This is a genomic window from Pseudomonas sp. MT92, assembly GCF_058792515.1.
This window is the reverse complement of sequence record NZ_JBXAFA010000008.1, coordinates 176,571-188,892: the sequence shown is the minus strand read 5'-3', so window position 1 is coordinate 188,892 and position 12,322 is coordinate 176,571. Positions and strand designations below refer to the sequence as shown.

The 12,322-nt window shown below is 57.6% G+C and carries 13 protein-coding genes; all 13 read right to left on the bottom strand.

The genetic code is table 11. From position 1 onward, the window contains the following. Nucleotides 1–93: 93 nt before the first annotated feature. The 13 genes from AC1Q6D_RS16880 to AC1Q6D_RS16820 all read right to left on the bottom strand — a co-directional run bounded on the left by AC1Q6D_RS16880 (nucleotide 94) and on the right by AC1Q6D_RS16820 (nucleotide 12,307). A complete protein-coding gene (locus AC1Q6D_RS16880; RefSeq protein ID WP_103402470.1) occupies nucleotides 94–1,569 on the bottom strand; it encodes a sigma-54 dependent transcriptional regulator in 1,476 nt (491 codons plus the stop codon). A 172-nt stretch (nucleotides 1,570–1,741) separates the two neighbouring features. Further along, a complete protein-coding gene (locus AC1Q6D_RS16875; protein ID WP_103402469.1) occupies nucleotides 1,742–2,038 on the bottom strand; it encodes a flagellar protein FliT in 297 nt (98 codons plus the stop codon). A 10-nt stretch (nucleotides 2,039–2,048) separates the two neighbouring features. Beyond that, on the bottom strand, nucleotides 2,049–2,444 hold the full coding sequence (gene fliS, locus AC1Q6D_RS16870; protein WP_103402468.1) for a flagellar export chaperone FliS: 396 nt from the start codon (nucleotides 2,442–2,444) through the stop codon (nucleotides 2,049–2,051). 132 nt (nucleotides 2,445–2,576) lie between these two features. Beyond that, nucleotides 2,577–4,019 carry a flagellar filament capping protein FliD gene (gene fliD, locus AC1Q6D_RS16865; RefSeq protein ID WP_103402467.1) on the bottom strand — a complete coding sequence of 481 codons (1,443 nt, stop codon included), beginning with the start codon at nucleotides 4,017–4,019 and terminating at the stop codon, nucleotides 2,577–2,579. Between the two features lie 83 nt (nucleotides 4,020–4,102). Beyond that, nucleotides 4,103–4,453 carry a flagellar protein FlaG gene (locus AC1Q6D_RS16860; protein ID WP_103402466.1) on the bottom strand — a complete coding sequence of 117 codons (351 nt, stop codon included), beginning with the start codon at nucleotides 4,451–4,453 and terminating at the stop codon, nucleotides 4,103–4,105. A gap of 73 nt (nucleotides 4,454–4,526) precedes the next feature. Next, entirely contained in the window at nucleotides 4,527–5,378 is an 852-nt protein-coding gene (locus tag AC1Q6D_RS16855; protein ID WP_130203795.1) for a flagellin domain-containing protein, read from the bottom strand. 258 nt (nucleotides 5,379–5,636) lie between these two features. Further along, entirely contained in the window at nucleotides 5,637–5,909 is a 273-nt protein-coding gene (locus AC1Q6D_RS16850; protein WP_103402464.1) for a hypothetical protein, read from the bottom strand. Beyond that, nucleotides 5,906–7,198: a motility associated factor glycosyltransferase family protein gene (locus AC1Q6D_RS16845; protein WP_103402463.1), complete on the bottom strand. Its 1,293-nt coding sequence runs from the start codon at nucleotides 7,196–7,198 to the stop codon at nucleotides 5,906–5,908. The genes AC1Q6D_RS16850 and AC1Q6D_RS16845 overlap by 4 nt, the downstream gene beginning before the upstream one ends. 78 nt (nucleotides 7,199–7,276) lie before the next feature. Further along, a complete protein-coding gene (locus tag AC1Q6D_RS16840; RefSeq protein WP_103402462.1) occupies nucleotides 7,277–8,203 on the bottom strand; it encodes a ketoacyl-ACP synthase III in 927 nt (308 codons plus the stop codon). Nucleotides 8,204–8,432: 229 nt separating this feature from the next. Beyond that, on the bottom strand, nucleotides 8,433–9,485 hold the full coding sequence (gene pseI, locus AC1Q6D_RS16835; RefSeq protein WP_103402461.1) for a pseudaminic acid synthase: 1,053 nt from the start codon (nucleotides 9,483–9,485) through the stop codon (nucleotides 8,433–8,435). Beyond that, nucleotides 9,478–10,983: a UDP-2,4-diacetamido-2,4,6-trideoxy-beta-L-altropyranose hydrolase gene (pseG, locus tag AC1Q6D_RS16830; RefSeq protein ID WP_103402460.1), complete on the bottom strand. Its 1,506-nt coding sequence runs from the start codon at nucleotides 10,981–10,983 to the stop codon at nucleotides 9,478–9,480. Before pseG ends, pseI begins: the two co-directional genes overlap by 8 nt. Further along, nucleotides 10,980–11,687: a pseudaminic acid cytidylyltransferase gene (pseF, locus tag AC1Q6D_RS16825; protein ID WP_103402459.1), complete on the bottom strand. Its 708-nt coding sequence runs from the start codon at nucleotides 11,685–11,687 to the stop codon at nucleotides 10,980–10,982. The genes pseG and pseF overlap by 4 nt, the downstream gene beginning before the upstream one ends. After that, entirely contained in the window at nucleotides 11,684–12,307 is a 624-nt protein-coding gene (locus AC1Q6D_RS16820; RefSeq protein WP_103402458.1) for a pseudaminic acid biosynthesis-associated methylase, read from the bottom strand. Before AC1Q6D_RS16820 ends, pseF begins: the two co-directional genes overlap by 4 nt. Nucleotides 12,308–12,322 lie beyond the last annotated feature (15 nt).

Genomic DNA, 12,322 nt, shown 5'->3' with positions numbered 1-12,322 from the left:
CTGACCGTCAGTGAAACGGAACGTTGCGAGGGATGTAGCAATACCCGTGCCGAAAAAAAACCGCCTATAAATGAAGGAGTTGAAAAACAGGCGTCAATCATCCGCCTGTTCATCACCGTCACGACGACTCATACCGTACTTGCGCATCTTCTCCACCAGGGTGGTCCGACGGATTCGCAGGCGTTCGGCAGCTCGCGCGACAATGCCGTTGGCATCGTCCAGGGCCTGCTGAATCAAGCCTTGCTCCAGACCACCGAGGTAATCCTTCAGGTCCAGGCCTTCCGGCGGCAGCATGGCATTGGCACTGAAGTCGGGCGTATGACCGTTGATGGCCACCCGCTCTTCCAGGTCGGTGCGCAGGCTGTCGACCAACTGCTCGTCTTCGTCGTCGACGTAGCGGAATTTTTTCGGCAATTCGACCACGCCGATCACGCCGTACGGATGCATGATCGCCATGCGCTCCACAAGGTTCGCCAGCTCGCGGACGTTACCCGGCCAGCCGTGACGGCACAGCGACATGATTGCCGCCGAGTTGAAACGGATCGAACCCCGCTTTTCGTGCTCCATGCGCGAGATCAACTCGTTCATCAGCAGCGGAATGTCCTCGACGCGCTCGCGCAACGGCGCCATCTCGATCGGGAACACATTCAGGCGGTAGTACAGGTCTTCGCGGAAGGTGCCGATCTCGATCATGCTTTCGAGATTCTTGTGAGTCGCCGCGATGATGCGCACATCGACGCTCTGGGTCTTGTTGCTGCCCACGCGCTCGAAGGTGCGCTCCTGCAACACACGCAGCAATTTGACCTGCATCGGCAACGGCATGTCGCCGATTTCGTCGAGGAACAGGGTGCCGCCGTTGGCCAGTTCGAAACGCCCGGCACGGCTGGTTATCGCACCGGTAAAGGCGCCCTTCTCATGGCCGAACAATTCGCTTTCCAGCAGCTCCGCGGGGATCGCCCCGCAGTTGACCGGCACGAACGGCGCCTCACGGCGCTTGGAGTGGTAATGCAGGTTACGCGCAACCACTTCCTTGCCAGTCCCCGACTCACCGAGGATCAGCACGCTGGCATCGGTATCGGCGACTTGCTGCATCATCTGGCGGACGTGTTGAATGGCCCGGCTGGTGCCGACAAGGCTACGGAAAAGATTGGGTTCGCGGTGACGACCGCGCTCACGGGCCTGGTCGTACATCTCGCGATAGACCTGGGCACGGTGCAGGGAGTCGAGCAACTTGCTGTAGCTGGGAGGCATTTCCAGGGTCGAAAGCACTCGGCGACGCTGGTCTTCCGGCAGGTCAATTGAAGAATTATCGCCCATCAACAAAACTGGAAGGAACTCATCCCAGGTGGAGAGTGTCTTTAACAGACTCAGAAGCGCACCTGGAGCATTGACCGTCCCGATGAGGACACAGATTACTTCACGACTGGATGCCAACGAACCGACAGCCTGCTGCCAGTCATGGCTACCGCAGGGTAAATTTTCTTCACCGAGAAAATTCAGAATCACCGCCAAATCGCGGCGGCGGACGCTATCGTCATCAATCAGCAGAATTTTGGTTTCACGCCACATGCAATAGCAACTTCCCTAGTCAACTCAATGCCCGAAATAAGGGGCAAGCGAGACGCTTGCAGGACACCATGTGCCTGTAGACGCCTGAAATCTGAAAACAGCCACTAGTTAAGTCAAAAAAACGTGCACAGTCAAATTTATGGCGCACATGTCTGGATTAACCGAGGATTAATTATCCAAACAGATGGTAAACCTTTGCCGCGTTCTGTGCTTGATGGATCTGCGTCATCTCATCGACTATCGCCTGCCTTTCTCCCGTTGCCGCCTCAAGAAGCTGCTTGTACACCCCCAGCAACTCCTCAAGGTTATCGCGCAACGCGGCCTCGTCCAGGATCGCCTCACTCATAACGTCTTCCATGCAGGAACGGCAATCCAGGTCCAATGCACCAATGACTTCCCAGTTGCGCTCAGCCAATGCCCCGACCAACGCTTCGCGGGTCTGTTCGATTCGCTGCAATACAAGACTCATGGTGATCTCCTTAAAACTGCGGGCTTGGCTCGGCGATGGCGTCCCACCCTTCTTTGACGGTGCGAAGCAAACCCGCGACTTCGTCGAGAATCTTTGGGTCGGTCTTGATGTTGGCTTCAGCCAGACGCTTCATCATGTAGACATAGAGGTTATCAAGCTGCCCCACTTCTTCAGCCCTGCTCTCAAGATCCAGGCCCTCACGCAAGCCGCCAATGATACCGATGGCCTTGCTGATCAATACACCTTTACCCGGAATATCCTTGCGCTCCATGGCACCTTTTGCCTGGGCAATACGATCCAGCCCACCCTCCATCAGCATCTGCACCAAACGGTGCGGACTGGCTTCGGAGACCTGGGCTTGCGCTCCAACTTTTTGATATTGCCGAAGGGCTAACATCGGATTCATGTTTCTACCTCATCACAATTCATGGGCTCGCTTGACCAATATATCGGCTACGAGCCAAAAAACTTTAAATCAAAAAACAAAAACCCGGCGCGTTAAAACACAGCCGGGTTTTTTCTGTCACATCATCGCTACTTAGCCGCGTTGTTGCGCATCCAGGCTATTGAAGAACGAGGTGATGTTGCTTCCCGTCGCCTTCATCTGCCCAACCAACAGGTCCATGGCGTTGTACTTGGCGGTCAGCGTCGCCGTCAGCGTGGTGACACGCAGATCCAACGCCACTTGCTGAGAACTCAAGTCGTTTTTCTGCTTGTTCAGGCTGGTGGTGCGCTGATCCAACATGCCACCGGTCTGCGAGTAAGGGCTGATCGCCTTGCTCATTCTGGCCAGTAGGCCGTTGCTGCTGTTGGTACCGGTAAACAGGGTTTGAATCTGACTGCCCAACGCCTTGGTGGTCATTGCAGTATTGAACTTTGCGGTATCAAAATTCAGCGTACCGGCCTTCTGGTCCGTCGTGATACCCAATTGCGCCAGCACCGACAGCTGCCCACCCGGACCCGGCGTGACCAGCTCCTTGCGAACATCAGCCAGCAGCGAACGAGGCAAGGAGTCACCGGTCATTGGAGCAGAGACCGTCAGCTTGCCACTGCTATCGGCGGTGGCCTGGGTCAGTGAGGTGACCGTTTTCACCAAGGTGTTATAGGAGTCGACGAAGGACTGCAACGCAGTCTGCAACCCGGTCGTGTTGGTCGACACAGTTACTGTCGAGGTACCCAGTGCCACCAGCGTCATGCTCAATCCGCTCACCGCACCATTGATGGTGTTGGTTTTGCTGGTCACTGCCAGACCATCAATCGTCAGACTCGCATCAGTAGCCAGCGCACCAATCGTTCCTGCACCGTTTGGATCAGGAATGGTCTGGCCCGGGTTACTCGGATCAGGGATGGTGCCCAGGACTTGAGTGCCGTCGATTGCCAGACCGGGAATACCGCTGACCTTCAGGTCTGACCCCTTGCCGGTCGTAGTCGACCCGATAACAAGGCGTGAGCCCGAGCTGTCAGTCACGATGTTGGCCGATATGCCTTGACCACTCAGAGTGGAGTTGATCGCGTCACGAGCGGATTGCAAAGTTGCACTCGTCGGGATAGTAACGTTGTAGTCAGTGCCATTTTGACTGATGGTCAAATTACCACTCGGAATGGTACTGGTAGCACCGCCTGCAAAAGAAGCGCTAGCCACTTTCGAACCGGTAGCCAGGTTGTTGACCTTGATGTTGTACGTACCGTTGACGGCCGTGTTGTCAGAGGTCGCCGTCAAGGTCGTCGCAGTCGACGAAGTTGCCGCAAAACCCGCAAACGCAGGGGCTGTGCTGCTATTGAGCTTATCCATGGCGGCCTGATAGGCGGCCAGCGCACTTTTGAGCGAGCCCACACCCGATATCTTCGACGTATTGAGCGTCGTCTGGGTGGTGATCTGGTTCTGCTTGGCCGACTTGTCACTGTTGACCAGCGCTGTAACGATCGAATTGATATCCAGACCGGAACCGAGGCCTGTACCCGGCGTGATTGGACTTGCCATGTGCATCTCCCTTTCTGTCTGTCGCCGGTCTTTTGACCGGATGCGCCGTCAACTCAACGTACAAACACGATTCATGCCATTTCTCAGGCTTTCGCGTCGAACAGCACGTTGCTGGCCGTATTCAAACTTTCCGCCAGTTTCAGGACTTCTTCGGAAGGGATCTGCCGCACCACCAAACCCGATTCACTGGCAATCACTTTCACAACCACTTTGCCGGAAGCCTCGTCGATGGAGAACTCCAGATTGCGTTTGACCGACTGTACGAATTTTTCGATCTCTTGCACGGCCTGCTTCAACTTGCCCGGATCCGAGCTTTTGCTTTCAGCCACAGGTTGAACGGTATCGTTGTCGCTGCGAGACACAGTAGCCGGTTTATCGGCAGCGGTACCAGGGGCGGCCGGGTAAGACAAATTCAGCTTAACGCTCATGTCCATATCCATCACCTTCTAAAGCAAAAAAGCGAGAGAGCACGACAAGCGCACCCCCCCGCCAAAACTCATTCCGAAATTACTGAAGCAGTTTCAGTACAGCGGAAGGCAGCTGGTTGGCTTGAGCCAGAACAGCGGTGGAAGCTTGTTGCAGGGTTTGTTGCTTGGTCAGCTCCGAAGTCTCTGCTGCGAAGTCGGTGTCTTGTACGCGACCCATTGCAGCGGTGGCGTTCTCGTTGACGTTTTGCAGGTTGGCGATGGTGCTAGTCAGGCGGTTTTGCGAAGCACCGAGGTTTGCACGGTTGGCAGTTACGATGGCGATAGCGGCGTCGATTGCGGTGATTGCACCGTCGATAGCCGAACCGGCGGCAGCACTGGTTGCACCGGTCAGAACAACAGTACCGGAACCTACGGACAGGCTGGCGGCGTCGAACTTGCTGCTCAGGGTCAAGGTGATCTGGTTGGAAGTACCGGTGTTGGCACCTACTTGAATAGTCATGGCGCCAGCAGTACCGTCCAGCAGGTATTTGCCGTTCAGGTTGGTGCTGCTCGCGATACGAGTCAGTTCGTCCGACATCTGGGTGAATTCAGAGTTGGTCGCGGTGCGGTCAGCAGTACCGTTGGTGCCGTTACGTGCTTGTACAGCCAGTTCACGCATACGCTGCAGAATGTTGGTGGTTTCTTGCAGAGCGCCTTCAGCGGTCTGAGCCATCGAGATACCGTCGTTGGCGTTTTTGATCGCTACGGTCTGACCGCGAATCTGGCTGCTCATGCGGGTAGCAATCTGCAGGCCGGCAGCGTCGTCTTTTGCGCTGTTGATTTTCAGGCCGGAAGACAGGCGAGTCATGGAAGTAGACAGGGCGTCCGATGCACGGCCCAGGTTCTTCTGGACGTTCAGGGAAGTAACGTTAGTGTTTACGCCTAAAGACATGATGAGTTCCTCGTTGGTTGGGTGCTGCGGCTTCCGGCCCTGGCAACCGCCGGGTATGGCCTAGAGAACCTTCGTAGTAGTTATCGTCGCGATTGCAGGTTGCTTGAGGGCTTTTTTGAAAAAAATTGCCATCACACTGCCACCCCTCCGAAAACAAAGGCCTGCACGAGACCCACGAGAGAAACTTGACGTCAAAAAACGCCTATAAAAGCGAAGCGAAAAAACGACAGGATTACGCTGACCCAGTAAAAATATCGATTAGAGATAAACGTGGCCTGCTTCCAGCAAGTCGATCAATTCATATTCCATTGAGTCAGCCAACCCCAGCCAGTCCTGCGCTTCCTGTGCAGCGAACATCGACATCAGCAATTGCGCCCACTGCTGCTGGATCGCTGGAGGTGTTCGGCTAAACAGAGTTTGCGACTTCTCAAAGACGTCGACCATGGTCAGCGCCGCCTCGACATCACGCCCGAGACGAAACAGCCCGGCGCACTGACGGCAATCACTGATGCATTGTGCAAAACCACTCACTGCACGAACTCCTGATTGAACGTCGTACCGACAATCATCGCGCCTGCCCGACTGCTGTTAAAAAAGCGCACCTGCGGATGCCCGGCGATGTAGCGCTCCAACTCACACAGGTAACTGCGAAAATTCAACTGCGTGCGCACGCGCTGCCCATGCCCGTCGAGCACCCAGTGCTTGGCCTGACTCACCGCAGGACCAAGCTCGCCATCATTCCAGCCGGCATGGGTTTTGTTCATGGGGAACGCGAAATCGGCGCCGAACAGCGTAATGCGGTCCGCGCCCATCTTCACGGCCAGATCCACCGCTGGATGGATCACACTGCCGCCGACATACAACTCAGCCTTGCTGATCTGCTGGCGGATAGCGGCATAGACCGGACTGGCGGAATACCCGACGTAACGAGCCCCTTGCCACGCCGTCAAGACCTGAGGGTCGCTCAGCGGCAGATAGACCAGAGGGATGTCGCCCGTGTCTTCGGGCGGCAAATGCCTGAAGCTGATGCGTTGGTCGATAGTGACCACCAGGTCCGGCTTGATGCCGTGTTCGCGCAGGGGTCGGTAGGCGGTATCGACGCTGATGAACAAGGGCCGCTGTGCCTGCGCGCGTACCGCTCGAAGCTGCTCGAAATGCTGTTCCAGGCTCGGCCCCGTGGCAATCACATACACTTCCCGACCCTGGCATGTCGCAAACAACTCGGCGACATCGGCATCCTGGCTGACGAGCTCAACACTCTCTTCCAGTCGCTGGACAATCTCCGGGGACTGCGGGTCGAACTCGCGATTATTGAAGGCAAGGTGCACTTCGCTGATCAGCCGATCACGAATCTTGGCGTTAAAATCGTCTGCCAGCAGCATCTCGGAGGGCAACGCAAAAAACGGCAGGTGGATGTCCGGCGAATCACCGGCATACCGCAACTCGATCCGTGGATCGCTGAGCCACTGCCGCTGATCGAGCAACTGCAGCGTCAACAGGAAAATCGCACCGTTGAGGATATGCACGTACAAACGCTGAAGATCGGTGCTCTCAAGCAAGACGGACGGCAAGTCACCCAACCCCGTGCCGTAGACATGCACCACCGGGCTGGCCGGGGGTAGGCTGGCGGCCTGCAGTCGTGCTTCACGCGTACGGTCATGGCGACTGGTGAGCTGAATGCCGGCAATGCTCAGGGTCGAGCCTAAACCTTCTACCAGCGCAGCCTGATCTTCCATACTCGCTTCGGTGATCAACCGTGCAAACAGCGCCGGCCAGCGTCGCTCTATCACCGGAGCATTGTGGTCAAAGCTGTCGCTCATATCGCCTCGCTCGCCATCCAAAAAAAATAGCGTTCAAGGTTACACCCTGAACGCTATTTTTTATGCCCCAAAGTCAGCTCAAGGACGATAAATGATCGCCGAGCCCCAGGACAATCCAACACCAAAACCGCTCAACGCGACGCGCTTCCAGCTGGAACCCAGAACGTGTTTTTCCAGCAGCAACGGAATGCTCGACGACACGGTATTACCGGTCTCGACCATGTCCTTGATGAACTTTTCCGGCTCACCTTCGAAGCGTCGCGCCACTGCATCGACAATCGCCGCACTGCCCTGGTGAATGCAGAAGGCATCGACATCGTCAGCCGTCAGTTGCGCTTCAGCCAACAGCTCATGCAAATGCGCCGGAACCTTGAGCAGCGCGAAGTTGAAGACCTGACGGCCGTTCATGAAGAACACGCCATCGGTTACCTTCAGGTGCGGTGCGCCGGAACCGTCGGTGCCGAACTTGGCCTTGCCCAGCTGCCATGGCGCGTCTTCGCCCATCCAGGTAGCGGTGGCAGCGTCGCCGAAGAGCATGGTGGTGTTGCGATCTTCCGGGTCGACGATCTTCGAGTACGGGTCAGCCGTCACCAGCAGACCATTTTTCAGCCCCGTGGCTTCCATGAAACCTTTGATCGCATAGATGCCGTAAACGTAGCCAGAACAGCCCAGGGAGATATCGAACGCAGCGACGGTGGTCGGCAGGCCCAGTTTGTCCTGAACGATCGCTGCAGTATGGGGCAGGCCTTCTTCGTCGCCGTTCTGCGTGACGACGATCAGCACGTCGATAGCTTCACGTTTCAAACCGGGATTGTTGGCAAACAGCGCGTTGACTGCTTCGACACACAGGTCCGATGTTTCCTGCCCGGCGTCTTTGCGCGGCAGGAAAGCCGAACCGATCTTGCCCAGGATGAACTCTTCATCCTTTTCGAATTTTGCACCTTGTGCGTAATTGTCCACGCCGGCTACAGGAACGTAGCTCGCAATGCTTTTTATGCCAATCATTACGACTTCCCAATAATAAACAGCCCAAAACCACCGCTCGCAAGGAATTGAGGGGCGCCGACTAACGGAGAAAAACGTCACCTCGAAGAGGCGACAGCAAGAAGAATAAAAGGCTATCACTGGCCAAAAACAGAGACCAGGCGCCACCTTCCCTATTTATACAATACAGTGAAGATGCGCGTTCTGACTCGCAGGTCACTCTATTTTGCCGAATCAGGGCGATAAGGCGTTATTCGACCAATGACCAGTCCAGTGGCGTCCCACGCTTGATAGCGTGGCGCGCACGGCGCCCCAGAAGGATTTGCGCGTGTTTCGGTGCCAGCCCGAGGCCTGGACGAATGGCACGCAAATTGTCGACGGTGAAGGGTTCACCGGCCGTCATATCCTCGGTGACGTAGAGCGAACGGCGGTACACCAGCGACTTTCGCTCGGCCTCGGACACACCGTAATGCACTTGCCCCATGGCTTGCCAGGCACGTTCGGTTTCGATCACCAGGCTGGCGAGCTCAGCCGGTTCGAGCGAAAAACTGGCGTCCACGCCCCCGGCAGCACGGTCGAGGGTGAAGTGTTTTTCCACCACCGTCGCCCCCAGCGCGACGGCTGCCACCGACACGCCGACGCCCATGGAGTGATCGGACAGGCCCACTTCACAACCAAACAATTCGCGCAGATGAGGAATCGTCCGCACATTGCTATTGGCTGGCGTCGCCGGATAGGTGCTGGTGCACTTGAGTAATACCAGGTCCTGGCAACCGGCCTCGCGGGCAGCACGTACGGTTTCGTCGAGTTCCGCGATACTGGCCATGCCCGTGGAAATGATCAATGGCTTACCGGTAGCAGCGACCCGCCGAATCAGCGGCAGATCGGTGTTCTCGAAACTGGCGATCTTGTACGCCGGCACGTCGAGGCTTTCCAGGAAGTCCACCGCGCTGTTATCAAACGGCGTGGAGAACGCCAGCATGCCCAGCTCCCTGGCACGGGCGAAAATCGGTGCATGCCACTCCCAGGGTGTATGGGCCTTCTCATACAGCGCGTACAGCGAAGTACCTGCCCACAGGCTGTTCGGGTCCTTGATGAAGAACTCGTCTTCGGACAGGTCCAGGGTCATGGTGTCGGCGGTGTAGGTTTGCAGCTTCAAGGCATGAGCGCCGGCCCTGGAGGCGGCTTCGACGATCTGCAGCGCCACTTCCAGGGACTGGTTATGGTTGCCACTCATCTCGGCAATGATGAACGGCGGCGCATCAGCACCGATGCTACGGTGGCCAATCTTGAAACTAGTCATTGTGGTGATCCTTCAATAGGCGCGTGAAGGCGCAAGCACTCTGGGTGAAACCGGCTTCGCGAAACACCTTCAGCGACGGCTTATTCGCCGGCAAAACCTGCGCGGTAATGGTTTGCAGTTGCGGCCAATGCTGCGTCACGAAAGCTTCGCCTCGCGCCAGCAACGCGCTGCCCCAACCCAGGCCAAATCGCCCTTCGAACAGGTAAATCGAGACTTCGGCTGCGAAGCCGCGCAAGTCATAACGCAGCACCCCGACCGGGCCGTCATCCGCTTCGGCGATCAACAGCAAGCGTTGATCGTTGCTCAGACTGGCAGTCAGCCAGTTTTGATGCGGCTGCCATTCAATCACCCCGGTTTCCAGCGACCAGCGACGCACCGCCTCGGCATTGCGTCCTTCGAACAACAACTGTGCATCGCCTGCTGTCGCCGGGCGCACCTGCAACACCGCACCGGCCAGCGCCGCCGCGACACGCTGCGCACCCCGACCATCGACCAGTTGCCGTGAACGTCCAGCCAGGCTTTGCCGTAATCCCTGATTGCCGACGACAAAACCGATGGCCTGACGCAACTGCTCGACACTGACCTGCTCGCGGGTGCCCAGATACACATGAGCCCCCGACGTCGCCATCACTTCGCCGTTGGCTTGCTGATTATTCGAGACCGCAATACAGATCGTCGGCAGCCCCATGGCCGCCCTCTCCCAACTGGTCCCGCCGCCGGCACCGACAAACAGGTCGGCTTCGGTCATCAATCGGTAAAAGTCGTCGACAAAACGGTGCAAGCGCCAGTTCGGATGATGTGCCGCCAGAACCCGCATTTCCTCCCACGCCGGGTTATCGCCACCGGCAACAAAATCGACTTCAAGCTGATGAAAATCCGCCAGCGCCAGCATCGCGTGGTGAGTCTGCATCGCGGCATCGAAGCCGCCGAAGTTCACCAGTACGCGCTTCGCCTGGCGCTTGATCTTGATCGCCGGGCAGCAGAACTCATCCCGCAGCATGGCGAAGCGTGGTCCGATCAAAGTCCGACAATCGGGTGCAAGCAGTCCGGCATAAGCCTCAGGGGTACCCGACAGATTCTGGTTCAGCAGCAAATCGACGCTGTAGGTGCGCGTCGCCAGATCATCCACCGCCGCAATCCGGGGTGCCCAGCGACGAGCCGCCGTCTGCCAGTGATGATCGAGGCTGTAGTGGTCGACGATGATCCAGTCGAAGGCCTGATGGTGTTCCAGCGCTTGCCCCAGCGCGGCAATGTCCGCCTGCCACGGCAACATGGCTTCGATGGCTTGCTGCGGGTCTTCGTCGGGATAGCGATCCGGCAACGCAAAGGTTTCAAAACCTTCGGCGGCAACGCTGTCGAGTCGATGGCCCTGCAATTGACGACAGGCAAATGCCACGTGCCCGCCCTGCTGGCGCAACACCCTGGCCAGGGTCAGGCAGCGGGCAATGTGACCGCTGCCAATGGTCGGCGAAGCGTCGGCACGGATCAGTACTCTCATTGCAGCTCCCCACCGGCCTTCAGCGCCGCGTAAAGGTATTCGGCGCGCTTCCAGTCCTCGAGGGTATCGATGTCCTGCACCAGATAGCGCGGCAGGATCACCGGCAGGCTTTGCGGTGAATACAACACCTCGCCCTGCAGCCAGGCACTGCTGCGGCCCCAGTAAAACTGCCCGGCGTCTTGATAGGCCGGCGGCAGGTCCTGGGAGCGAGTCTCGCGAAACTGCGGGTACAACGCCATCAAGGCACCCTGCTCATCGAGGGTCAGGGCACGCTGCACCGGAAAGCCGAAATCGCAGACCGAGAAGGCGAAGGACTTGTCCGGATGCTGCTCCAGCAGCTTTAAACCCTGCTGCAAAAATCGCGCTTGCAGCCATGGCGCCGTGGCATAGATGCAACAGGCGCAATCAAAATCCTGGCCTTGTCGAGACAACTCCGCCAAGGCATGCACAATCACCGCCGCCGTGCCGGTGAAATCATCAGCCAATGCCGCGGGCCGCATAAACGGCACTTGCGCACCGCAGGCCCGAGCCAGCGCGGCGATTTCTTCATCGTCGGTGCTGACCACCACCTGGGCGAACAGTCCCGAATCGAGGGCGGTTTGAATCGAACGGGCAACCATCGGCACGTCGTCGAACGGCTTGAGGTTCTTGCGCGGTATGCGTTTACTGCCACCGCGAGCCGGGATGATTGCGACGTTGTTCAAGAGCGTTTTTCCAGCAGGAACCACGTGATGTCGTCTACCGGGAACTGCGGGTCGCGGTGATAACCAAAACCGTAATCCAGCAGTTGCAGGTCAGCGTAACGATCAAGCATTTCACCGGCAAAATCGCGTTTGAACAACTTGCCGCTGTTCCCGCGATAGGACACTTCGACCGGCACCGGGTTGTAGTACTCGGCGATCAGGATATAACGCTGGCTCAACGCATACAGCTGGTCATAGGCTGCGGCCAGCAGTTCCGGCGCCAGATGAATCAGCACGCCTTTGCTCAGGGTCAAGTCAAAGCTGCGCTCGCGGGGAAAATCGAACAGCGAGCCGTGCCATATTTGCGCGATGTCCAGCGCCTGGGCCTGGGCACAGGCGCTGGCATTGATCTCCACGCCGAACAGTTCACACCGGGGCAACAGCTGGCGCAGCGCCTGCAAGTTATTGCCGGCATTGGTGCCCACCAGCTCAACCAGACTGTCAATCCGCCCGGCACGTGTCAGTGCCTTGGCAAACAACGCCAGGTTGGCCGCCACCAGGGGCTGCCCGACGTTGCGGTCGACGTACTGGTTACCGAAGTCGCCTTGCCAGAATCTTTCCTGCTCGCTCAATTCGCGCATCGCACATTCCCATCC